A 23,869-nucleotide genomic window follows, 5' to 3' on the forward strand; every position below is an offset into this window, starting at 1 on the left:
GAAGGATATGGCGAAAGGAAACAGTAAGATTCTTACGGCTGAACAGGAAATACAGCTGCGTCAGCCAATCGAGGATTATGTCGGCAAGATTCAGGCAAAGATCGACAGCTTCAGAGTGGATGGAATAGACAAAGTGATCTCTCTTCAGAATAAAATCGACAGTATAAAGAGAGACCGTAATTTTACAAAAGAAGAGAAAGATGCCGAGATTGCCAAAATCCGGACAGAGATGGAGACGGCAAAGGCGGTCGAGGCAAAAAATAAAGATGAGGTTTCAAAACTGATATCCGATGCGGAGGCATATCTCAAAACGCATTTTGACAGGGATTATTATCAGCCGGTCAAAGAAAGCTGTGAGCAGGAAAAAGCAGCCGTCCAGGAAAAACACCGCAGAAGGATTGCGGAACTGGAAAAAGAGCATCAGCAGATCATGTCAAAACTTACGGATCATCAGGAGATAAAGGATGAAAAGTATGTTTATAAGAACCGGCTGTTTGACGCCAAAATGCAGTTGGAAAAGGACCTTCAGCAGGTAAAAGACAGAAGACATATGGCATATAACTACAAATATCATCTGATTGATATGCTTCGTATGTCAAAATTCACCTTTGTGGAGTCAAGAGCGCAGAAATGGGAAAATTATAAATATACATTCAACCGCAGAGCCTTTCTTCTGCAGAACGGATTGTATATTGCCATCATTCTGATCTTTATCATGCTGTGTGCGATCACACCTATGGTAAAAAATGTACCTCTGCTTACCTATAACAATGTATTGAACATTCTTCAGCAGGCTTCCCCCAGGATGTTCCTGGCGCTGGGCGTTGCCGGACTGATCCTCCTTACCGGTACGGACCTGTCCATTGGCCGTATGGTTGGTATGGGTATGACAACCGCAACGATCATCATGCATCAGGGCATTAATACAGGCGCGGTTTTCGGACATGTGTTTGACTTTACAGGTATGCCTATTGGTGTGAGAGTGATCCTGGCTCTGGTGGTTTGTATTGTGTTATGTACCTTCTTCACAGCGATCGCAGGCTTTTTTACAGCCAGATTTAAAATGCATCCGTTTATATCGACCATGGCGAACATGCTGGTCATCTTCGGACTTGTTACATACGCGACTAAAGGTGTATCCTTCGGTGCCATTGAGCCCACGATACCCAATATGATCATTCCTAAACTAAACGGTTTCCCCACCATCATTATCTGGGCAGTTGCAGCAATCGCAATTGTGTGGTTCATCTGGAACAAGACAACCTTCGGCAAAAACCTGTACGCAGTGGGCGGCAACCCGGAGGCAGCGGCAGTTTCGGGTATTTCTGTATTCGGTGTAACGGTCGGGGCTTTCATTCTGGCAGGTATTCTTTACGGATTCGGTTCCTGGCTTGAATGCGCACGAATGGTTGGCTCCGGTTCTGCAGCCTATGGTCAGGGCTGGGAGATGGATGCGATCGCAGCCTGTGTTGTGGGCGGTGTATCCTTTACCGGTGGTATCGGTAAGATCTCAGGCGTGGTAGTTGGTGTTATGATCTTCACAGCGCTTACCTATTCCCTTACCATTCTCGGTATTGATACGAACCTTCAGTTTGTATTTGAAGGTATCATCATCATTGCGGCTGTAACACTTGACTGTCTGAAATATGTGCAGAAGAAATAAATAGATATACTTGCCAAAAGGGTCAGAGATTGTTCTGACCCTTTTGGTCGATTTTGGAAAGGCTGACGTTTACATTTATTTTTGGATTTGCTATACTATTACAATACAAGGCGGATATACACGCACATGGAGACAAAAGATATGGATACATACGCAGTGCTTTTGGTAGATGATGAGGAAGAAGTGATTCAGGTCATCATGAAAAAAATCAACTGGGAAGGCCTGGGCTTCTCAGTCATCGGATATGCCAACAATGGCATGAAAGCCCTGGAAATGATGGAGGAATTCCAGCCCGATGTGGTGATGACCGATATTAAAATGCCCTACATGGACGGCATGGAGCTGTCCAACCGCATTAAAACAGAATATCCGGCAACCAAAATCCTGATCTTTACGGGATTTGATGAATTTGAATATGCGAAAGAGGCTGTCCACCTGGAAGTGGAGGAGTATATTCTGAAACCGGTCAATTCCATAGAACTGACCAATGTGCTCACCCAGCTCAAAATAAAACTGGATCAGGAGATCAGTGAAAAACGAAATGTGGAAATCCTGCAGAAATGTTATATGGAGTCCCTGCCTCTTCTGCAGGCGAACTTTTACTCCACGCTGGTGGAGGGAAGGATTCATGAAGATGAGATTCCGAAGTATCTCACAGATTATCAGATTTCTTTTCCGGGACCATGTTTCTGCTGTCTTGTCATACATACATCATCCAGTCAGGTGCCGAAGGATATGAATCCTTTGCTGCTGTCCACGTCTGTCCATAACCAGGCCAGGGAACGTCTGGGCGAAAAGTGGCAGGCAAAATGCTTTTCTTATCTGGGAAATACCATTCTGATCGCACAGCTTAAAAATGAATATGAAGTCTCGGAACTGACCGATGAATGTGACAGGTTCTGTAGATATGCACATCGTATCATCGGCGCTGTGGTCACAGTGGGAATCGGCCAGGTCTGCAGAAATATCATGGATCTGCCCCAGTCTTACAGCGGTGCCAGGGAGGCGGTTTCCTACCGGGTGATCTATGGTGCCTCCAGGGCGATCAATATGAAGGAGATCGCTCCCCAGGAGATGAGCACAACGGATTTCGCCAGCGACGCGGAACTGTCTGAACTGTTTAAAATGATCCGTTTAAAGTCAGCCGATGATGTTGTCCGGGCAGTCAATCAGTATCTGGATCATATCTCTTTTCCTGCAAAATCCCTGCAGCAGCACCACATTGATATCATGGAACTGGTAAGTGCTCTGTACCGATTTTCTGCAAATAATGATATTGCGCCGGAGGATTTTTCGGGGGATATGCGGACACTGTATGGCAGCCTTCTTGATCTGGGGCCTGATGCGCTGCGGAAATGGCTCGTTGATCTCAGCCTGTCCTTCCGTGAAAAATTGATCAGTGCCAGAAGCAGGTCCACGAAATCCATTGTATCCAGAGCCATGGAATATATCCGCAGCAACTATTCGGATGAGGAACTTTCACTGGACAATATCTGTGAGGTTCTGGGCGTGTCAAATTCCTATTTTTCTACGATTTTTAAAAAAGAGACCGGCAATTCCTTTATCGGCTGTCTGACGGATTACCGGATGGACCGGGCGTCACGCCTGCTGATCGAGACAAATGAGAAAAGTTATATCATAGCGAAGAGTGTGGGGTACACAGATCCCAACTATTTTAGTTATGTATTTAAGAGGCGGTTTGGAGTGTCACCTTCAAAGTACAGAACGGAGCATACAGAAAGTGAAAAATAAGTTTTTCGGACGTTTGAAAAGCGTGAAGCCCAGGGGCATACAGTCAACGATCATGTTTGCCATCTCCGTTATATCTATTTCCATCATGCTGATCCTGGGGATCGTGATGTACATCAGGTTTTCCGTTTTATCCCGGCAGGAGATCATACAAAGCACGCAGAAACTGATGGAACAGGCAGGAGAGAATCTGGAAGATTACCTGGGCAGTATGCGGCAGATTTCAGACGCGGTCTATTATAACGTTATAAAAGAAAATGATCTGTCCAATCAGGATATGGATATCCAGAGAGGGATGAATCTTTTGTATGAGGCGAACAGAGACAGCCTGCGCAGCATTGCCATTTACAATAATTACGGCAGCCTGATGGCAGCGGAACCCCTTGCGTCCCAGAAAGAGGACCCGGATGTGACCAGGCAGGACTGGTTCAAACGTGCTATGGGGGAAATGGAAAATATGCATTTTTCCACACCCCATATCCAGAACCTGTTTGATGACGGCACCTTCCGGTATTACTGGGTGATTTCTCTGAGCCGCGTGGTTGAGCTGACCAATAAGGGGGATTCCCAGTTAGGCGTCCTGCTTGTGGATATGGATTATTCCAATATCTCCCGGATGATGAAACAGATCAATACCCTGAACAACGGACAATATTATTATCTGTGCGACAGCAACGGGGAAATTATCTATCACATGCGGCAGATACAGATCAGCGATGGAATCGGCAGTGAGAACAGTAAAACAGCCGCAAAATACAAGGACGGTGTCTACGACGAGACCTTTGAGGGGGAACACCGCAAGGTGATCGTCAACACCATAAGCTACACCGGATGGAAGCTGGTCGGAGTGATCCCTTATTCCACATTTACACACGGAATGGTCAATATCCGGTATTTTATCATGGTGCTCATGCTCTTGATGGCAATGATGCTTGTGATCATCAACCGCGTTGTGTCTGTCAGGATTTCCAGCCCTATTTTGAAACTGAATAACTCGGTCATGGAATATGAGGCGGGGGAAAAGCCGGAGATTTATACGGGAGGCTCCCTGGAAATCCGGCATCTGGGGGATTCCATACAGCGGTCCTATGAGCAGATTGACACCCTTATGCGTAAAATTGTGCTGGAACAGAATGAAAGAAGAAAAAGTGAGCTGGATGCTCTGCAGAGCCAGATCAATCCCCACTTTTTATACAATGCCCTGGAATCGATTACGTGGATGGTGGAGGGGGAGCGGAACGATGATGCTGTATTTATGATCTCACAGCTTGCAAGGCTCTTTCGGATCAGCCTTTCCAAGGGCCGCACGGTGATCAGTGTAAAAGATGAACTGCAGCATGCCCAGAGCTATATGAATATTCAGAAGGTCCGGTATAAAAACGCGTTTTCCGTTACATTTGACGTGGATCCTTCCATATATTCCTATTGTACGGTGAAGCTGATCCTACAGCCGATTCTGGAAAATGCCATTGCCTATGGCGTCAGCAGCATGGATGACTGCGGAGAGATCAGGGTGACCGGAACCATGAGAGGGGAAAATATTGTTTTCTCGGTGGCAGACAACGGAATCGGAATGTCAGAGGAAGAGGTGAGCCTTATCCTTACGGACAGCAAACGGGTACATAAACACGGGTCCGGTGTTGGCCTTGTGAATGTGAACAACCGCATTCAGATTCTCTTTGGAAAAGAATACGGCCTTACCGTTGAAAGTGAACCGGATGAGGGGACCACCGTCTCCATCTGTATGCCGGCGGTTCCTTATACGGAGGAAAACAGCAGGATTCTGGAGAAGGGCTATATCTTCAGCCGGGAAGAAATGATTGACAGGAAAACACAGGGTAAATAGAGATGAAAAACAGCAAAAGATTGTTTATTCTGATAGAAGCGGTTCTGGCCGCAATGGTGATTGTACTGGCCTTTGTCATGCTTCAGGAGAAAAACGGCAGGGATCTTGACAAGGTCTCCGTGATCATCCAAAATTCTGATGACAACCAGTGGTCCGCATTCAAATACGGGCTCAGAATGGCAGCGGAGGACCGGAAAATAGAAATGTTTGTCGTCAGCACGGGGGGCACACTGACTGCAGAGGAGGAAAAGAGCCTGATCGAACGCGAGATTGAGAACGGGGCAGATGCAGTTATAGTACAGCCCGCTCCGGATGCTGACACGGAAAACATGTTAAGAGATGTGGAAAAGAAAGTTCCTGTCATGCTGGCAGGGTGTACAGCGTCAAAGGAAAAAGAGGACTCCGCCCTGCCGGTCACAGAGCCGGACCACTATGCCATGGGCACGGCCCTGGCGGAGGAACTGCTGAAAGATTACAGCGGAAATATAGAAGGTAAGACAGTGGGAATCCTCTCAGAGACCGCTGATTCGGAAGCGGCAGCCAACCGGGAGAAAGGATTTCTCGATGGATTGAAAGACACAGGCGCTGTGATAAGCTGGTCTGTATATGATTCCTTTTCGGAGACAGACGAAAATGCGCTGGAGTTCCGTTCGAGGGTGGATTTTGTCATTGCGCTGGACGACAACAGTCTGAGGACAGCCGGTAAATATTCTGCAGCCAAGAATCTGCACGGAGCTCTGGTGTATGGAATCGGCAATTCCACGGAGGCGGTCTATTATCTGGACACAGGCTTTGCGGAATGCCTGGTGGTGCCCGATGAATTTAATGTGGGATATCAAAGTCTTACCGAGACGGCAGAAAGTCTGGATGATTATTTTCACACAATGCAGAACAGAACTGTTTCCTATACGGTGATCCGCAGGGATACACTGTTTTCAAAAGAGAATCAGGAAGTTCTTTTTACAATGAGCCAGTAGAGTACGCTTTAAGCGGCCGGAAGAAATCAGGGGTATAGTATGAGAGGAAAAAACATATTGGCAGCAGGATTGATCTTCTGCATGAGTACACAGCTCTTATGTGCCTGCCAAAAGCAGCAGCCGGCTGTGTCTGACAAGGTTCACGCGGGGGTGATCTGCTATAATCAGAGTGATACCTTCCTGGATGAGCTGATCACTTGTTTTAAAGAAAAGCTCAGTGACTATGGAAGTGAGGAGTTTAAGACCACTGTGACACTTAGGGACGCCGCCGGTTCACAGAGGACCCAGAATGACCAGGTGAAGGAACTGATTGACGCGGGCTGTAATGTCCTCTGTGTAAACCTGGTGGATCGGGCGGACCCATCGGAGATCATTGACCTTGCCAGGGATAATAATGTGCCTATCATATTTTTTAACAGGGAACCCGTTGCTGAGGATCTGATGCAGTGGGACGGTCTTTATTATGTGGGCGCAGAGGCAAAGCAGTCCGGAGTCATGCAGGGGGAACTGGCAGTAGACGTAATACAGGCAGACAGCCGCATAGACCGCAACAAGGACGGCAGGATCCAGTATGTAGTGCTGGAAGGAGAACCCGGCCATCAGGATGCCATCATCCGCACGGAAAACGCGGTGGATACCTTGAAAAACAACGGCATTGAACTGGAGAAACTGAGCTATGGAATCGCGAACTGGAATCGTGCCCAGGCACAGAACAGGATGTTATTGCTGATCAGTCAGTACCAGAATAAGATAGAGCTTGTTTTAGCCAACAATGACGATATGGCGCTGGGCGCCATTGATGCCTACAAGAAGTTGAATTATTCAGAATCTGCCCTTCCGGTATTTTTGGGGATCGACGGCACGGATGTGGGACTCCAGGCAGTCCTGGACGGGGAAATGTCCGGAACGGTATATAACGATAAAGAAGGACAGGCAGAGGCTATGGCAGAGCTGGCAGTTGCCCTTGTGTCAGGTAAGGGGATGGAAGATATTAAGTTCGAGAAGGATAAGTATATCTATCTGCCTTATTCTAAGGTTACGATGGATAACGTGGAGGATTATCTGCCGGAACCCGCAAATTACAGATAAACGTAGGCTGCGGTCTTTCTGCATGGAGATACGCACAGGAAGGAAGTGAACAGGCGAACTCTGACCGGGGAATGCATTTGGCATTCTCCGGTTTTTATTAAATTAAAAAAATACAAATCTGTCATCAAATGCAAAACTTTACAAAAATCATGTCAAACTTGTCATTCACTCATCTGTAATCGATTCCCTTTTTTCGATAGAATAAATACATACAAACAACAGCCGTCCGGCTCATCAAAAGCTTCTTAACGGCTGAATTTCCGTATCAGTTCAAGATATTTGAACGACTACAAATTTATAGAAAACAGGGAGGATTACATATGTTACAGGTAAATCATTTATACAAGAGCTACAAGACAGGGAACACCACTTACGAGGTGTTAAAGGACGTTTCATTTTCCATAGAGGAAGGCGAATTCGTGGCAGTTATGGGGCCGTCCGGTTCCGGGAAAACAACCCTTTTAAACTGCATTTCCTGCTTCATCCCTCACGACAAAGGAGAAATCCTGCTGGACGGGGTCAATATTTCCAATATGAAAGAGGAGCAGATCGCCAAGATAAGAAACGAAAAGCTGGGATTTGTTTTTCAGGATTTTATGCTTCTGGACGGGCTGAATGTTTTTGAAAATGTATGTGTCCCGAAAGTCATCCATCAGGAACCGTACAGGCAGATGGAGACAAAAGCGGAGAAGCTTCTGAAAATGTTTGAGATCTCCGATATCGCCGGCAAATTTCCGGCAGAGATATCCGGCGGCCAGAAGCAGCGTGCCGCAGTGGCAAGAGCGCTGATGAACAATCCACTTCTGATCCTTGCGGATGAGCCTACCGGCAATCTGGACAGCCGTTCCAGCGAAGCCGTGATCGGAGCTTTTCTGGAGGCGCAGAAGGAATTGAATGCAACCACATTTATGGTGACACATGACAGTTTCTCTGCCAGTTACTGTGACCGGGTGATCGTGATGAAGGACGGAACCGTTTATACAGAATTGACCAATAATGGAAATCACAGGGAATTCATGGAAGAGCTTTTAGATGTTTTGAGAAAAATGAACGGTGGTGAATAGAATGAAGCTGAGCGGATTATTTGCAAAATTACGGAAAAACAACAAAAAGGAATATATGCAGTTCCAGTTCTGCATGTCCCTGTCCATTCTTTTGATCACATCGTATCTTGTTATGTATGGGAGTGACCTGGTGCAGAAAACACTGCCGAATGGGGGTGACTCCAGAAAAATAGCGGATATGATCTTCTTCCTTGCAGCAGCAGGCTGCATTATGTTCAGTATCTACGCGGCAAGTCTGTTTTTGAGATATAAGAGCAGAGAGACAGGGATTTTCCTTGCACTTGGTGCCGGAAAAAGTAAACTTGGCAGGGCTTTATTTACAGAGATCGGCAAGATGATGGTCAGATGCTCCGTTGTGGGAATTCTGCTTGGCATTGGTCTTGCAAGTGTTATCGGTGTTATTTTTGAGCATATTGCAAGCAGCGGGAATGATAACCATTTTTCCCTCTCATTTTTGGGAATTGCAGGAGGAATTGTCTACTGCATGCTCCTGATTATCTGTGTGGCTGTGATGTGTGTGCGTTTTATGAAGAGAAGCAACGTTATGGATATCATCAATGAGCAGCGCAAACAGGAGCCGCTGCGAAAGGGCATCACATTATCTTACCTGATATCCGGTATCGTGATGATTCTTGTGGGGGTTTTTATAGGATATTTTGTGCCTATCCTCTCCGTTAACATCAGCGGACACTGGATGGGGGCCTGGACCAATTTGTTTTATATTCTGGCCGCTGTTGGGCTTTACCGGATTTTAGTCTACTCCATCGCCTCACACAGGAAAGGAAAGAATGCGCAGAAATATTATGATAACATGATATCCTACGGCATGTTAAAATTCCAGGGAGGTTCCATTGTCAGAAATATGCTGGTGATCGCATTACTGCTTATGGGAGTACAGTTTGGCGTCTTTTATCTGCCGCTTCAGGGGGGCGACAATTACGGAGAATATGAAGACGATATCTCTTACCGCTATCCCATGGATGCAGATGAACTGTCAGAGGAAGAAGTATTTGCCATGGCTGATAAGTATCAGGTATCTGTGCAGGATTACCGGGAGGAGGAATTTATTCAGGTTCTGGGGGACGGTGTAAACCGTGAGGACATGGATGAAAATAATAATATGATTGAGGAATACAACGAAAAATATTTTTATTACGAATGCATCAGCGCAGCGCAGTTTGAAGCCATGACAGGAAAAGAGACCGAGATCGCAGAGGGGCATTACAGGGTAATCCAGTCAAAATCGGGCTATGAAAATATTTTTAACAGATTTGACGATACAACCAGGCTTTATCTGCAGAATGAAGAAGATTTCATTTCTATGGAATATGACGGACTGGAGATATACCGCTCTCTTGTGATAGGAGCAGGGTATGGTGAGGATTCCAGGTATATCCTGAATGATGCGGACTATGAAAAGCTGAAGGCAGATATCAGCCAAGACAAGATTATCCGCCAGGTACTGTTTCAGGTGGAAGACAGCAAAGAGACCTACGCATTCAGCAAAGATCTCTATGAACAGTTCTGCAGCAGGGCCCCCGAAAGCATGAATCATATTGGGGCATACAATGCATATCAGGCAAAAGTGCAGGGAGAGGAATATGGATACGATCTTCCGGGTATTTATGACGGCAAAAGGCCTGCTTTAGAGGCAGACTGGCTCTACAAGCCCTCCATTGTGCCGATGGAAAAGGAAAACAGTATTATGAGACGTGCCATCTTTTTACTGCTGTTTGTATACATCGCTGTGATATGCCTGGCTGCTGAAAGTATTATCTTATACACAAGAAGCCAGAACGTAGCCATGAAAAACAGCCAGATATTCAAAGATCTGGAAAAGCTGGGTGGAAATAAGAAATACCTGCGCAGGCTTCTGAAAAGCCAGTTGGCAAAAACCTTTGTACTGCCTACGATCATGGGATGTCTTCTGATGTTTTTATATGAGCTGCTCCTTCTGTGGCAGAATGACGGCATTCTTACAACGGGTGAAATAAAAGTTGCCGGATTGATGCTGGCGGTCATTGCCCTGATAGGACTCTATCAGTTTGCTTTGTACAAGATTTCCATGAAGAACGCAGCAGGTGTTCTGGAGATTTAAAAGTACGGTTCACGTTTTGCTGTACCGCGAGGTGTTTTCGGGCCAAAAGTGGTTATGCCATTGCACAAGCGTATCCTATCCCCTATAATATAAGAAAGACGGAGACGAAGAGGGGGAAGGATATGCTGAAAATAGCAGTCTGTGACGATGAGGCATCCGCAGTTGCCCTGTCGGAGAAATATACCAGGCAGTGCCTGAAGACCTGCGGGGCCGTGGCAGAGATAACGACCTATACAAGCAGCAGGAATCTGCTGTATGACATTTCCGAGGATGGATTTCATTATGATCTGATCCTTCTGGATATCGAGATGCCGGATACGGACGGCATGGAACTGGCGGCAGAAATAAAGCCTTTTCTGCCGGATGTGAAGATCATTTTCATCACTTCCCATCTGGAATATGCCATTGATGCATATGAACTCGCCATATTCCGCTATGTTCCGAAAAATGATATGGAAAAACGCCTGACAGCAGCCATCACGGACGCTGTCAGGCTGCTTTTGCTTGAAGAGGGAGATTCCTATACCATAAAAAACGGCAGTTCTCTGGAAAAGGTAATGTATCGTGACATTTATTACATTATGAAAGATGGAAAAAATTCTGTGTTTCACACTTCCAGGGGAATCTCAAAAGTCCGGAAAAGTCTGCAGCAGGTATATGAGGAACTGCAGGCAGAAGAATTTATTTTCACGGACAGGGGTTGTATCGCAAATATCATCCACATTATGCAGCTACAGAAGCAGTCACTGGTTTTAAAAAACGGGGAGGAGCTGCCTGTCAGCCGTTCCCATATGCAGGGGGTAAAAGAACAGATCACAGCGTATTGGGGGGCACATATATGATGGGATGGATGGTGTTGGTTTCCGGCTTTTTTACAGACAGTATCTGCATTTTGCTGTACTTCTTTCTCATCCGTACCTGGGACGGCGGCAGGAAAGAAAAAAGCCATACAGCGGTATTGGGGACAGCGTTTTTCCTGGCAGCCTTGTCAGGTCTTCTTTTTATACTGAAAGTGCCGGAATTTCCGATATTGACTGTGCAGGTTATTCTGGCGGCATCTGCCGGAGCATGGATTTATGGAATCAGGAGAAAAAGGGCTCTGTTTCTGGCTGTAGAATATGCAATGGCACTCAGCCTGTGGAAGTTTATCCTATGCGGAGCTATTGGTGTTATACTGCGCATGGATACCCTGCCGGGCAGAGGGACAGGGGGAAATCTGGCTGCGGACTGGATCGTTTGTGTGCTCACAGGTGTGTTATCCTTTTTTCTTTATAAAAAAAGGGAGGAGGAGAAGTCTGTCCGGCAGATACTGTCCAGGACCGCAGTTGCGGGACTGATACTGACAGTGACGCTCACGGAGCAGAATATTCTTCCCATAGGAGAAGAGGAAATGCTGGCTCCTCTTATATTTGCCATGGTCCTTCTCATGGGAATGCTGGTGTATTATACGCAGAGGCAGTACGAGAGGGAAAAGGAGCTGGCAGAATTAAAATCTACCCAGAAGGAGCTTTTAGAGAGGGATTACAGGCGGCTCAATGAAATCTATGCGGGTAATGCAAGGCTTTTTCATGATTTTCACAACCATATGACAATTCTGGGACAGCTTCTCAGGGAGGGAAAAACAGAGGAGGCATCCGCTTATCTGGAGGACATACAGGGGCCTGTCAAGAGGATTGCCAAAACAGTATGGACCGGGGATGAAACCATGGATTACCTGATCAACAGCAAATTGATGGCGGCAAAGGAAAAGCAGATCCATATGGAGATCAATATAGAATTTCCTAGACAGACGGGCATACGCAGCGCTGATTTGTGTGCGGTTCTCGGGAATCTTCTGGACAATGCACTGGAAGCGGCAGGGCAGGCAGAGGATGACAGCAGACGCAGCATTTGGCTGACCATACGGCGCATCAATCATATGCTGGTCATAAAGGTTCAAAATACCTGTGAAAAACAGCCTGTGCGGGAAAATGGGGAATGGATGACCACAAAAGAGGACAAATCCCTTCATGGATGGGGATTGAAGAGCGCTGCCGCCGCAGTGGAAAAATATAACGGCACCCTGCTGAACCGTTGGGAGAACTCTGTGTTTACAGCTACGGCGGTCATGTATTACCGGGAACAGGAGGAAATGTAAAGTTTCCATTTGCGGACAAAATGCCTCCATTTACGCCCAAATCCGTACAGCGGATTCCTCTGTGCTATGATAAGACCATAGAAAAAAGCAAAGAGGAGGAATCAAATATGCGTCATTATTACTTTCGTTTATTCTTTGGAATCATCTGGCTGTTGGCAGCATTGGTAAGCTTTCTCTCGGCAAATATCTGGTTTGGTATCCTGTATATAGTGTTGGGAGCTTGTTTTCTTCTTTCGGCATATCATTTGGGAAAGGACAGGGAGGACAAATGAAAGCAGAATTTTCCGTAAAAGGCCTTACCGCCTGGTATGTGAAAGAGAAGCCGGTTCTGCAGAATCTGACCTTTCAGTTACAGGAACATGAGGCAGTGGGGATGATCGGGTTGAACGGTGCGGGTAAGACCACCTTGCTCAATTGTCTCTGCGGCCTTCATGACCGGTTTCAGGCAGAACACATCCAATGGGAGGGCGAAGATATCTCTTTGAGAAATCCTGCATTTATGTCACGCAGATATGCTGTTTTTGACGGGGAGGCGCCTTTCGGATATTTTACATTTCGGGAATATCTGGCCTATGTATTCGGCACATACAAGAGGCAGGTTCCTGATATAGAAACGCTGGTGCAGGGGTTTTCCTTTGAGAAATATGAAGATGTACTGATAAAAGAGCTGTCTACCGGTAATAAAAAGAAAGTGTATCTCATCACAGCATTTGCGCTGCGCCCGGAGCTTCTCTTCCTGGATGAACCGGTTAACGGGCTGGATTTTCAGAGTACGGAATTTTTGTATACGCAGATCAAAGAATATAAGGAGCACGGGACGGTTTTCTTTTCTTCCCACGTGCTGGAAAGTGTGTCTCTTACAGCGGACAGGATTCTGCTTCTGAAGAACGGAAGCATGGAGGAGCTTAAGGACAGGGAATGGAAAGAAAACGGGGATATAAGAGAGGTGCTTCGTCATGTATGAGACTTTTGCAGTGTTCTTAAAAAAGCTGCTGGGTAAGCGCTGGGAACGCGCTGGCAGGTCTTTTTTATACTGTGGGATCGGAGTTACCGCCACTTATGCCGTCTGGGGCAGCATAGTCATCAGGGAAGAGATTTTTTATCTGATCCTGCTGGTGTTCTCGGCTGGTGTTATGTGGAAAGCCCTGTCTTCAGAGGAGAATCGTGTGGATCTGCGCGGTGTTCTGATGCTTCCGGTTCCCGGCAGTAAGGCAGTGCGGGCCTTTGCTGCGGCCCTTGCCGTCTATACCGTGGTGACGAAAACAGCGTTTCTGCTGACCGTTCTTCTGGCAGTGTCCGGCTTTGAGCCGTGGAAACTTGTAAACGGCCTTATCTGCGCGTTTCAGGTCTGCTTCTGTACGGCGGCGGGATACTGGCTGCTTTGTAAAAAAAGATTTCCGGCAGCAGCAGTGCTGGCAGCGGGAGAAGGATTCCTTGTTTTGGGAGCGGGAAAATACAGCCGGATGTTTCTGGTGCTTGCCTCTATGGGCGTACTGGCGGTGCTGCTTGGAAGAGCTGACCCCTGCTTACTCTGCCGGTCCCGTACAGGAGCTGCAAAACGGGTGGGAAGCCTGACAGGAGACGGAAAAAAGGGAAATGTACTACGGTACCTGTTCCGGTATATGGCCTCACACGGCAATTATATGGTGAACACGCTGGCTCTGTGCGGACTTGGCCTGATGTTCTCCTTTTTTATTCCTAAAATGGGCGGCATAAGCATGATGCCCATGGGATTTGCCCTGTTGTCCCTGAACACGCCGGTGTCGATTCTGTTGTCCTCAGACCGCAGGCTCTGCCGGGGGATTCGCATGCTGCCCGGACAGATTGGGCGGTTTGCTGTTCCTTATGGCATATTTATAGCATGTAATTTACTGGTGCCGGAATCTGTATTTTTCCTTTCCTGTGCAGTACAGTTCCCGGAAGTGGGGATGGGAGAGGCCTTTACCGCTCTGCTTTTTATCCTGCACAGCGCCCTGCTTCTCACAGCGCTGGAGTGGAAATTTCCACTGACAAAATGGAAAATTGAAAGTGACCTGTACCATCATCCCAGGAAATACTGCGTGCCCGTGATCATGCTCCTGTGTGCAGTCCTGGTCAGCACATGGCCTGTGATGAGTTATGTGATGCTTGGTCTTCTTGCCGGGGAGGCGGGCTGGCTGGCAGTGAAAGTGAGAGGTGAGAGAATATGAAGGAGACACATAAATGTCCGAAGTGTGCATCACACAACATTGTACGCATACCGGATAACTTCCGGTATGCCAGCGGAAATAATATCTATACCACAACAATGACACTCTTGGGAAAAATACCGGTGATCCGCTACGTCTGCTGCGACTGCGGATACGTGGAGAACTGGGTAGAACAGCCATGGGAGCTGGAGAAATTAAGAAAAACCTTCGGTGGGAAATGAGAGGAAGAGTTACTGTTCACTGCGTGCCCGGCAGCACGCTTCGCGATGCACAGATATGGAGCATTTTGCTCCATATCGCGCCGGCTGCCTCGGGATTTTCATGCCTTCGGCCTGAAAACACCTCGCGGGACAGTGGCATGTGAACAATAACGGGAGGAGCTTCTGTCCGGTCCTTTTCCTATCTTTGCCCTTGCATATCGCTGTTAAAAGAGATATAATAAGACAAAAGTGCGTGCACGAGTACATTTTGGGCAGGAGGATTATTATGCCAGTAACATTACAGCAGATAGCGGAAGCGGCCGGGGTGTCCAGAGGGACGGTGGACCGGGCGCTGAAGGACAGAGGAAGAGTCCGGCCGGAAGTGGCGGAGAAGATAAAGAATATAGCAAAGGAAATGGGGTATCAGCCCAGTCTTGCGGGCAGGGCCCTTGTTATGGCAAAGCGGAATCTGAAAATCGGGATCATCATGCAGTCAGCCCAGACCCCTTTCATGGTACAGGTCTATGAGGGGATGAAAGCTGCCAAACAAGAGGTGGAAAGTCTGGGCGGTACTGTGGAGATCTTTCGTGTGGACGGCGTGGATGCAGGCCGTGTCATGGAAATCATGCAGGAAATGAAGGAGCAGGAGTATTCGGGCATTGCCCTGTCTCCGTCCGAAGATACCATGCTCAAGAAGATGATCAATCAGTTTTCCGAGGAGTATGGCATTCCTATTATCACCTTTAACTCGGATATTGAGGATACGAAAAGGATATGCTTTGTGGGGCAGAATACCATCCAGAGCGGAAGGACTGCCGCCGGGTTAATGGGAGAGATCACAGGCGGCAAAGGGGAGGTGGCTGTGATCTCCGGCCATATTTCCAACCCTGCGCTGAACAACAGGATCAGGGGCTTTCAGTCCGAGATATTGGAGAGCTTTCCTGGCATCCAGCTTGTGGGAACAAAATATTCCTATGATGACGAGTGGGTGGCAGCCAAAATCGTGGAGGAGCTGCTGGAGCAGTACCCGGATCTGAAGGGAATCTACGTGACAGGAACCGCAGTAAAGGGCGTCTGCGAAGCATTGGTAAAACAGGAAAAGGAACGGGAGATCAAAGTAATAGGCAACGATTTTCTGGATGAGAATAAAAAATGGGTAGAACGGGGAGCCATCAATTTTCTCATCGGCCAGGATTCCTATATGCAGGGATATGAACCGGTGATGATGCTGTTCCACTTACTTTTTGATGATGAAAAACCGGAATCTGTTTACCGGTATGCAGAGATTGTGATAAAAAACAGATATAATTTGTAGCAGTATGACCGCTTTTCAGGCGGTCATACTGTGGTTAACACAGAAAAATGACATATCCGCCGGAAAAAAGTATCTGAGGCACTTCAGCCGATTATTCCAAATGAAAAGAAAAAATATACGTGCACGCATCTTACATTACTAATATATACTCAAGATTTAATCATTATAATCCATAAATAATATAAAAATTACCATAAATATAGCTTGGAAAAGAATAAATAATAATGCTCCATTACTAAGCTAAAGTAAAAATAAACAAAATTCCAGTCTGTCATCCAGGATAAAACTGGAAATAATAAACAACATGCACAAAAACATTGTTTGTTTTTTATCAATTAGCAAAAGTTAATAAAAATAGACTGTGAATCTTGTACAAAAAAACCATAGCATTCACGTGAACGCTATGGCATGATTGCATCATCAAGAAAGAACAAAAACAAAAAAACAAATAACTGGGAAACAATGAAAAAGAGAAATGGAGGATATGTATTATGTTAAGAGTAGGAGTTATCGGATGCGGCGGAATGGGTAAGGATCACATCAAAAGACTGACAAACAAGATTCAGGGAGCTGAGGTAGTCGCAGTATCAGACGTATTTGAGGAGAGTGCAAAACAGGCGGCAGCCATCTGCGGAGCAAAGGTATACACAGATGCAAACGAACTGATCAACGACCCTGATGTGGACGCAGTGTTCATTGTATCTCCGGGATTTGCACATGTAGAATCTCTTCTGGCAGCCATCAAGGCAGGAAAGAGAATTTTCTGTGAGAAACCGCTCTGCACAACTGCTGAGGACTGCCTGAAGGTAGTTGAGGCTGAGGTGGAATCAGGAAAACATCTGATTCAGCTTGGATTTATGAGAAGATACGACAAAGGCTATATGCAGGTGAAGGAAGCCCTCACATCCGGTGAATACGGCGAGCCCCTGATTCTTCACTGCACACACAGAAATCCGGAAGTCGGAACCAACTACACAACTCCAATGGCTGTTCATGATACAGCAATCCATGAGATTGACGTGCTTCACTGGTTAGTGGATGATGAGTATGAATCCGCACAGGTTATTATGCCGAAAGTGACAAAATATTCTCACTCTGAATTAAAAGACCCGCAGATCATGCTGCTCCGCACTAAAAAGGGTGTATGCATCGACGTTGAAGTATTTGTAAACTGCAAATTCGGATATGACATTAACTGTGAAGTAGTTTGTGAAGACGGCGCGATCAAGATGCCTTCACCGATTTACCCAAGCATCCGCAAAAATGCAGCCGTTGCCACAACCATCGACACAGACTGCTTCGTAAGATTCAAAGACGCTTATGATACAGAGGTTCAGGACTGGGTTGATGCTGCAGCTGAGGGCGTGATCAACGGACCGACCGCATGGGACGGATACCTGGCAGCTATCACAGCAGACGCACTTGTGAAAGCACAGGAGACAGGCGCAGTAGAACAGATCAACGCTGCAGTTGAGAAACCGGAGTTTTATAAATAAGCCGAAGTACGGCAATAAACCAAAATACAATAGAAATGAAGCCGGATGCACCAGACAAAGCATCCGGCACAAATAAGACAAAAACCGAAAGGATGGTATATATTATGAAACTTGGATTTAATGAGGCAACAGCACTGGAATGTAAAGGACAGTCCCTTCTGGCTGATATGGAAATGTGTGAAAAATACGGATTTGATTATATTGAGATTCGTTTTGACTGCGTAAAAGATTATCTGCAGGAGCATACCCTGGAGGAATTGGCTGACTGGTTCAAAAACCATCATCTGAAACCATGGGCATACAACACCCTGATCTATTTCAACCAGAGAGACGAAGCAGGTAAAAAAGAAATCGACGATGAAGTGGATTTCATCCTGAAAGTTTCCAAAGCGATTGGTATGAAAATGCTGATCACAGTTCCGAATTTTGACGTAAAAGACAAAAGTGTCAGTGAAATCAAGGAAGAAGCTGTGGAAAGACTCCGCTATTTATCAGACAAAGTAGGCGCTGATATGAAAATATCCCTGGAGTTCTGCGGTGCACCAAACTGTTCCATCAATCAGTTCGGCACAGCATATGATGTGGTAAAAGCAGTAGACCGTGACAATGTAGGTATCACAGTTGACACCTTCCATTTCCATGAAATGTGCTCTAAACTGGAAGATTTAAAAGCAGCAGACGGCAAGAAAATCTTTGCTTACCACTTAAATGACTGCGAAGACCTGCCCCTTGGCTCCTGCGGCGATGACAAACGTCTGTGGCCGGAAGAAGGTGTGGTAGACCATGCAGGAATCGCTGCAGCTTTAAAAGAGATCGGATTCGACGGCGTGTGCACGATCGAAGAGTTCCGTCCGGAATATTACGCTATGTCCCATGAGGAGAACGTGAAAAAAGCTGCTGAAGTGACCAAGGCATTTGTAGAAAAATATTTCTAAACGATATATGTGCCCTTTGCAGGGCATAAGGAGATGGGATAAGCAAAAATGACAGGCTGTGCAAACTCCAAACGCTGAATGTGAAGACAGAAAAGCGCAGGGCTTGTCACAGAATGAGAGGAAGGAGCAGGGCGGATGGGTAAGCTCCGCCCTGTAAAAGGTGATAGTATGGCAAAGGGAGGAATTCCCGAACTGCTGAATTTTAAGCAGAAGGGTAAAGATATGAATGAATTCATCAAAGTCCCAATGTCGGAAAAGCTGGCGTACTGTTTTGGTGACCCGGCGCTGACTTTGATGTATACGATGACAACAACACTGCTGATATATTTCTACACGAACGTGGTAGGCATATCTGCAGGCGCAGTGGGTATGATCATGCTGCTCTCCAGGGTATTTGACGGATTTTCCGATGTGCTCATGGGAACTATTATTGACAGGACCCATTCCAAATACGGAAAGGCCAGAATCTGGATTCTCCGACTGGCGATCCCGTATGCATTGGCAGCCATTTTGCTGTTTACCATGCCTCCCATGGGGGATATGGGGAAGATTATTTATGCATTTGTAACTTATAACATTATGAACACAGTGGTATATACCGCAATCAGCCAGCCTTTCCATGCACTTGGTTCACTTATGAGCCGTGACAGGAGAGAGAGGGACGTGATCTGCAACATCCGTATGGTGCTTTCTATTACGGCAAGTATGATCATCACAGCATTTACCCTGCCTCTGATCAATAAAGTGGCAAAACTGATTGACAACCAGCAGATGGCCTGGATTCTTGTGACTGCGGCATATGCCATTGTATCCGTATTCGTTTTGATCAATACATACTGCACCTGTACGGAACGTGTGCAGGCATCCGGCGGCAAAAAGGAAAAAGAAAACACTCCGTTCTGGACTGCTTTCAAAGTTACGGTTACCAACAGATATTTCCTTATCGCCCTTGGCCTGATGGTGTTCTATACTGCTTATCAGATCATCATCGGTACAGATCTGACCTATTATTGTCAGTACGTGTTAAATGATGTGGATCTGGTTATGCCGCTTTCCGCAGCAGAGAAGATTTCCACTATCATCGGTATCGCAATGCTTCCGAAACTGCTTCCGAAATACGGCAAGAGAAACCTGATCTGTGCCGGATGTATCCTGGGTATTGCAGGACAGCTTCTCTTCCTGCTGAACATCACAAGTGTTCCGTTAGGTGTCGCAACCTGTATTATGAGAGGATTTGGTATCGCACCGTTCTACGGCGTACAGTATTCCCTGCCAAGTGATGCCATTGAGTATGGCCACTGGAAGACAGGTGTCCGCGTAGAAGGCCTTATGTTCTCCTCCATGAGTATGGGACAGAAAGCAGGTTCAGGCTTTACATCCGCTATCATGGGCGCAATTCTTTCCATGGCAGCATTTGACGGACTGAAAGCAACAGCAGCGGAGCAGACAGCATCTGCGATCTCCGCCATCAAGACCTTTTATCTGTATGTGCCCATCGCCATCTGGGTGATCATGTTTATCATAGCAGCATGTTATAAGCTGGACAAAATGTATGATAAGATGATGCGCGAGCTGATTTCCAGAGAAGGAAAGAACGAGCTGGAAGAGATTCCGGTGGCAGCGCACTCTGAGAATAAGATCAATGTGGCCATTGGCCGTGTCTATGGCAGCAGCGGAAGAAAGATTGCGGAGGAAATCGCAAAAGAACTGAACTGCCGTGTCTATGACCGTCAGATCATCTGTCTGCTGGCAGAGAAGATGGGAATGGAAACTTCCAATCTGGAGGAAGTGCAGAAATATCTGGATAATTATAACTATGGGGACAAAGAGCCCACATTCTCTCCGTATGCCTACCCACAGGCAGGTGTAGCGGATGATATGAACGCTGTCAAAATGTTTGAAGAACAGAGCCGGATCATCAAAGGCCTTGCCAGAAGCGCGCCCGGCGTATTCCTGGGAAGATGTGCAAACTTTATCCTTGGCGGACAGGAACACACCTATTCCTTCTTCATCTATGCAGATGATGAATACAGGGAAAAAGAAGGCAGGGAATATTACGGCGGCATTTCTCTGGAAGAACTGAAGGAGAAGGATGAGATGCGGAACAGCTATTATGAGAAATTCACCGGCATGCGGCGTGATGACCCGAAACATTACGATATGGTTGTCAATGTATCAAAGACCGGTGTACAGGGCACAGTTTCCATGATTCTTGATTACATTAGGAACAAAGAAGAGAGCAGTAAGGGAGGAAATTGATAATGTTGGATAAAAGCAAAGTAAGACTGGGTATCGCTCCCATTGCATGGACCAATGATGACATGCCTGATCTGGGCAAAGAAAATACATTTGAGCAGTGCGTCAGTGAGATGGCTCTGGCCGGATTTACAGGCTCCGAGGTGGGCGGTAAATATCCCGCAGATACAGAGGTACTGAAAAGAGCCCTTAATTTAAGAGGAATCCAAATCTGCAACCAGTGGTTCTCCTCCTTCCTCATTTCCAGACCATATGAGGAGACAGAGAAGGAATTCATCAAAGCCACGGATTTTCTGAAGGAAATGGGCGCAAAAGTGATCGGCGTATCCGAGCAGAGCTACAGCATCCAGGGAAAGATGGAGCAGCCTGTCTGGGAAGGCAAATATGTCATGGATGACCGGGAGTGGAAATTGCTTGCGGAAGGCCTGAATAAGCTGGGAAAAATAGCGAAGGACAAGGGCATGACACTTACTTTCCATCATCACATGGGAACTGTTGTGCAGACAGAGGAGGAGATTGACCGTTTCATGGAAATGGTTGACCCTGAGCTGGTATTCCTTCTTTTTGACAGCGGACATCTGTCCTTTGCAGGCATTGATCCAGAAAATGTGCTGAAGAAATATGTAAACAGAGTAAGACATGTACATCTGAAAGACATCCGCAGAGAGATGGTGGAAAAATCCAGAAACGAGAGATGGAGCTTCTTAAAAGGTGTCCGTGAAGGCGTGTTCACCGTACCCGGAGACGGAGATGTGGACTTTGCACCGATCTTCAAAATTCTTGAGGAGGCCGGATACGAAGGCTGGGTTGTTGTGGAAGCTGAGCAGGACCCCGCAAAGGCCAATCCTCTGGAATATGCAAAGAAGGCAAGAGCTTATATTGCGGAAAAAACAGGTTTATGATCAAAACAGTCTGCACCTCCCGGTATTCTTACCGGGAGGTATCAGAGAATAAAGATTAGGAGGAAATCAATATGAAGATCGCATTTGACGTGGACGTACTGGCAAAACAGATGGACATCAACCGTATGGTCCATCAGGTTGCAGATTGGGGATATAAATATATTGAACAGTCACCCCATCCGAGAATCAATCCGTTTTACAAACATCCGCTTTTTTCCAAAGAGTGCGAACAGGAATACAGGCAGGCTCTGAAGGAGACAGGCGTGGAGATCTCATCTTTCATCGTTGTATACCGCTGGTCAGGCCCCACGGAAGAGCAGAGACAGTTCGCGGTTGCCAACTGGAAACGTATGATTGAGATTGCAGTGGACATGGGTGTCCAGGTTATCAACACAGAGCTGTCCGGTGACCCGAACCAGCAGGAAATCTGCAATGGCATGTGGTTCAGATCCATGGAGGAACTGCTTCCTATTATAGAGAAGGAAGGCATCCGTGTGGAAATCCAGTCCCATCCCTATGATTTCTGCGAGCTGAACAATGAGACCTGTGACCTGGTAAAATCCTTCCGTTCCAAAAATCTGGGATATGTATATTCTTCCCCTCACGGCTTCTTCTATGACGAGGGCAAAGGGGATGTGCGTTCCATGCTGAGATATGCGGGAGATGAACTGACCCATGTACTGTTTGCAGATACCTTTAATCAGACACTGGACTGCCGTTACATCGCCAATCCGCCGTGGCTGAACGGCCGGGGAAAAGCAGATGTGACCATTCATCAGCACCTGGCAATGGGGGAAGGAGATGTGGATTTTGACGGCATCTTTGAAACTCTGCGTGATATGGATTTTGCAAATAAACAACTGAAAGAAAATGCCCCGAAAGTGGGCGGTGACAATATCGCCTGCGTCTCCATGTTCGGTTTTCCTGAGAAAATGGATAAACAGGCACCGGAGGCAAGAGAGAGGATCGAGAGAGAACTTCTGGGAAAATAATATATAATTAACGACTGACAGCAAACCGGCTTTTTCATATGGCAGTATACCATGTGGAAGGGCCGGTTTTTCATTGGGCAGTGCCGGTAAAATGGTTCTATATGCTGTCCTTCAAAATGTGAAAATAATGTGAATTCTAAAGCGTGTGCTTGACAATATGATGTATAAGTGTTATATTACAACTAGAACAAAGGAAAAGAAAATTTATTGATATTGTTCACATGTCATTGTCCCGCGAGGTGCTTTCAGGCCGAAGGCATGAAAATCCCGAGGCAGCCGGCGCGATATGGAGCAGAATGCTCCATATCTGTGCATCGCCAAGCGTGTTGCTGGGCACGCAGTGAACAGTAACAATTTATTTCCTGGTTCATAACAACAGGGATTCTCTGAAGAAGTAAAAAAATAATTTGTCATAGAAAGAAAGGAGAAATGACTTATGTTGATGCCCAGTATTTTTGGAGAAAATTTATTTGATGACTGGATGGATTTCCCGTTCGGAAGGGGCCTTTTTGGAAAGAACAATTCTCTTTTTGAAAATGGCGGCAATTATGGCATGAGCACAGATGTGCGGGAAACAGAAAATGGCTATGAGGTGGACATGGAACTTCCCGGATTCAGGAAAGAGGATATAAATGCCCAGTTAAAGAATGGTTACCTGACCATCCGGGCCGCGAGAACTTCAGACAAGGAAGAGAAAGATGAAAATGGCAGATATATCCGTCGTGAGCGGTATTCAGGAAGCATGAGCAGAAGCTTCTATGTGGGTGAGGATGTGACAGAGCAGGATATTCATGCAAAATTCGAGGATGGAATTTTGAAACTGGCTATTCCGAAAAAGGATGCCAAAGCTGTGGAACAGCAGGAATATATTGCTATTGAAGGCTGAAACTATTTGAATCCGCTGCGCCGAAAAGTGCGCAGCGGATTTTATGTTCCGTCCTGACAGTTATACGTTCCATCT

Annotated in this window: 20 protein-coding genes; all 20 read left to right on the forward strand. The window is 46.4% G+C overall.

Features of this window, described 5'->3' with window-relative positions; all coding sequences use genetic code 11:
* Positions 1-7 precede the first annotated feature (7 nt).
* A complete protein-coding gene (locus LC508_RS25505; RefSeq protein WP_103731734.1) occupies positions 8-1,663 on the forward strand; it encodes an ABC transporter permease subunit in 1,656 nt (551 codons plus the stop codon).
* A gap of 141 nt (positions 1,664-1,804) precedes the next feature.
* On the forward strand, positions 1,805-3,415 hold the full coding sequence (locus tag LC508_RS25510) for a response regulator (RefSeq protein WP_033143824.1): 1,611 nt from the start codon (positions 1,805-1,807) through the stop codon (positions 3,413-3,415).
* Entirely contained in the window at positions 3,405-5,258 is a 1,854-nt protein-coding gene (locus tag LC508_RS25515) for a cache domain-containing sensor histidine kinase (protein WP_103731735.1), read from the forward strand. Before LC508_RS25510 ends, LC508_RS25515 begins: the two co-directional genes overlap by 11 nt.
* Before the next feature lie 2 nt (positions 5,259-5,260).
* Positions 5,261-6,235 (forward strand): substrate-binding domain-containing protein, encoded by a 975-nt coding sequence (locus LC508_RS25520; RefSeq protein ID WP_054350888.1) that lies wholly within the window; start codon positions 5,261-5,263, stop codon positions 6,233-6,235.
* Positions 6,236-6,274: 39 nt separating this feature from the next.
* Positions 6,275-7,324 (forward strand): galactose ABC transporter substrate-binding protein, encoded by a 1,050-nt coding sequence (locus tag LC508_RS25525; protein ID WP_054350889.1) that lies wholly within the window; start codon positions 6,275-6,277, stop codon positions 7,322-7,324.
* A gap of 320 nt (positions 7,325-7,644) precedes the next feature.
* Complete coding sequence (locus LC508_RS25530; RefSeq protein WP_054350890.1) at positions 7,645-8,388, forward strand: ABC transporter ATP-binding protein; 744 nt, start codon at positions 7,645-7,647, stop codon at positions 8,386-8,388.
* A gap of 1 nt (position 8,389) precedes the next feature.
* Positions 8,390-10,486: an FtsX-like permease family protein gene (locus LC508_RS25535; RefSeq protein WP_103731736.1), complete on the forward strand. Its 2,097-nt coding sequence runs from the start codon at positions 8,390-8,392 to the stop codon at positions 10,484-10,486.
* 122 nt (positions 10,487-10,608) lie between these two features.
* On the forward strand, positions 10,609-11,328 hold the full coding sequence (locus tag LC508_RS25540) for a LytR/AlgR family response regulator transcription factor (protein ID WP_103731737.1): 720 nt from the start codon (positions 10,609-10,611) through the stop codon (positions 11,326-11,328).
* On the forward strand, positions 11,325-12,623 hold the full coding sequence (locus LC508_RS25545) for a sensor histidine kinase (RefSeq protein ID WP_103731738.1): 1,299 nt from the start codon (positions 11,325-11,327) through the stop codon (positions 12,621-12,623). The genes LC508_RS25540 and LC508_RS25545 overlap by 4 nt, the downstream gene beginning before the upstream one ends.
* A gap of 107 nt (positions 12,624-12,730) precedes the next feature.
* Entirely contained in the window at positions 12,731-12,895 is a 165-nt protein-coding gene (locus LC508_RS25550; RefSeq protein ID WP_186971053.1) for a hypothetical protein, read from the forward strand.
* Complete coding sequence (locus LC508_RS25555) at positions 12,892-13,587, forward strand: ATP-binding cassette domain-containing protein (protein ID WP_054350895.1); 696 nt, start codon at positions 12,892-12,894, stop codon at positions 13,585-13,587. The genes LC508_RS25550 and LC508_RS25555 overlap by 4 nt, the downstream gene beginning before the upstream one ends.
* Positions 13,580-14,812: a hypothetical protein gene (locus LC508_RS25560; protein WP_103731739.1), complete on the forward strand. Its 1,233-nt coding sequence runs from the start codon at positions 13,580-13,582 to the stop codon at positions 14,810-14,812. The genes LC508_RS25555 and LC508_RS25560 overlap by 8 nt, the downstream gene beginning before the upstream one ends.
* Positions 14,809-15,033, forward strand: a complete 225-nt coding sequence (locus tag LC508_RS25565; RefSeq protein ID WP_033143804.1) for a hypothetical protein — start codon at positions 14,809-14,811, stop codon at positions 15,031-15,033. The genes LC508_RS25560 and LC508_RS25565 overlap by 4 nt, the downstream gene beginning before the upstream one ends.
* A 265-nt stretch (positions 15,034-15,298) precedes the next feature.
* Positions 15,299-16,327 (forward strand): LacI family DNA-binding transcriptional regulator, encoded by a 1,029-nt coding sequence (locus LC508_RS25570; protein WP_054350900.1) that lies wholly within the window; start codon positions 15,299-15,301, stop codon positions 16,325-16,327.
* Between the two features lie 491 nt (positions 16,328-16,818).
* Positions 16,819-17,823: a Gfo/Idh/MocA family protein gene (locus LC508_RS25575; protein ID WP_033143802.1), complete on the forward strand. Its 1,005-nt coding sequence runs from the start codon at positions 16,819-16,821 to the stop codon at positions 17,821-17,823.
* 104 nt (positions 17,824-17,927) lie between these two features.
* On the forward strand, positions 17,928-18,758 hold the full coding sequence (locus tag LC508_RS25580) for a sugar phosphate isomerase/epimerase family protein (protein WP_054351059.1): 831 nt from the start codon (positions 17,928-17,930) through the stop codon (positions 18,756-18,758).
* Positions 18,759-18,893: 135 nt separating this feature from the next.
* Positions 18,894-21,017, forward strand: coding sequence for a cytidylate kinase family protein (locus LC508_RS25585; RefSeq protein ID WP_225305263.1), 2,124 nt, complete (start codon positions 18,894-18,896; stop codon positions 21,015-21,017).
* 2 nt (positions 21,018-21,019) lie between these two features.
* Complete coding sequence (gene iolE / locus LC508_RS25590; protein WP_054350901.1) at positions 21,020-21,916, forward strand: myo-inosose-2 dehydratase; 897 nt, start codon at positions 21,020-21,022, stop codon at positions 21,914-21,916.
* 71 nt (positions 21,917-21,987) lie between these two features.
* Positions 21,988-22,908 carry a sugar phosphate isomerase/epimerase family protein gene (locus tag LC508_RS25595; RefSeq protein ID WP_033143800.1) on the forward strand — a complete coding sequence of 307 codons (921 nt, stop codon included), beginning with the start codon at positions 21,988-21,990 and terminating at the stop codon, positions 22,906-22,908.
* 436 nt (positions 22,909-23,344) lie between these two features.
* Positions 23,345-23,794: an Hsp20/alpha crystallin family protein gene (locus LC508_RS25600; RefSeq protein ID WP_054350902.1), complete on the forward strand. Its 450-nt coding sequence runs from the start codon at positions 23,345-23,347 to the stop codon at positions 23,792-23,794.
* The last annotated feature ends 75 nt before the right edge of the window (positions 23,795-23,869 follow it).

Origin of the sequence: Blautia parvula (genome assembly GCF_020215665.1) — a bacterium.
Classification (GTDB): Bacteria; Bacillota; Clostridia; order Lachnospirales; family Lachnospiraceae; genus Blautia; species Blautia celeris.

Bases quoted from the DNA above. Each gene is read 5' to 3' on its own strand.
- LC508_RS25505 (WP_103731734.1), top strand. From the start codon at position 8: ATGGCGAAAGGAAACAGTAAGATTCTTACGGCTGAACAGGAAATACAG.
- LC508_RS25510 (WP_033143824.1), top strand. From the start codon at position 1,805: ATGGATACATACGCAGTGCTTTTGGTAGATGATGAGGAAGAAGTGATT.
- LC508_RS25520 (WP_054350888.1), top strand. From the start codon at position 5,261: ATGAAAAACAGCAAAAGATTGTTTATTCTGATAGAAGCGGTTCTGGCC.
- LC508_RS25525 (WP_054350889.1), top strand. From the start codon at position 6,275: ATGAGAGGAAAAAACATATTGGCAGCAGGATTGATCTTCTGCATGAGT.
- LC508_RS25530 (WP_054350890.1), top strand. From the start codon at position 7,645: ATGTTACAGGTAAATCATTTATACAAGAGCTACAAGACAGGGAACACC.
- LC508_RS25535 (WP_103731736.1), top strand. From the start codon at position 8,390: ATGAAGCTGAGCGGATTATTTGCAAAATTACGGAAAAACAACAAAAAG.
- LC508_RS25540 (WP_103731737.1), top strand. From the start codon at position 10,609: ATGCTGAAAATAGCAGTCTGTGACGATGAGGCATCCGCAGTTGCCCTG.
- LC508_RS25545 (WP_103731738.1), top strand. From the start codon at position 11,325: ATGATGGGATGGATGGTGTTGGTTTCCGGCTTTTTTACAGACAGTATC.
- LC508_RS25550 (WP_186971053.1), top strand. From the start codon at position 12,731: ATGCGTCATTATTACTTTCGTTTATTCTTTGGAATCATCTGGCTGTTG.
- LC508_RS25555 (WP_054350895.1), top strand. From the start codon at position 12,892: ATGAAAGCAGAATTTTCCGTAAAAGGCCTTACCGCCTGGTATGTGAAA.
- LC508_RS25560 (WP_103731739.1), top strand. From the start codon at position 13,580: ATGTATGAGACTTTTGCAGTGTTCTTAAAAAAGCTGCTGGGTAAGCGC.
- LC508_RS25565 (WP_033143804.1), top strand. From the start codon at position 14,809: ATGAAGGAGACACATAAATGTCCGAAGTGTGCATCACACAACATTGTA.
- LC508_RS25570 (WP_054350900.1), top strand. From the start codon at position 15,299: ATGCCAGTAACATTACAGCAGATAGCGGAAGCGGCCGGGGTGTCCAGA.
- LC508_RS25575 (WP_033143802.1), top strand. From the start codon at position 16,819: ATGTTAAGAGTAGGAGTTATCGGATGCGGCGGAATGGGTAAGGATCAC.
- LC508_RS25580 (WP_054351059.1), top strand. From the start codon at position 17,928: ATGAAACTTGGATTTAATGAGGCAACAGCACTGGAATGTAAAGGACAG.
- LC508_RS25585 (WP_225305263.1), top strand. From the start codon at position 18,894: ATGGGTAAGCTCCGCCCTGTAAAAGGTGATAGTATGGCAAAGGGAGGA.
- iolE (WP_054350901.1), top strand. From the start codon at position 21,020: ATGTTGGATAAAAGCAAAGTAAGACTGGGTATCGCTCCCATTGCATGG.
- LC508_RS25595 (WP_033143800.1), top strand. From the start codon at position 21,988: ATGAAGATCGCATTTGACGTGGACGTACTGGCAAAACAGATGGACATC.
- LC508_RS25600 (WP_054350902.1), top strand. From the start codon at position 23,345: ATGTTGATGCCCAGTATTTTTGGAGAAAATTTATTTGATGACTGGATG.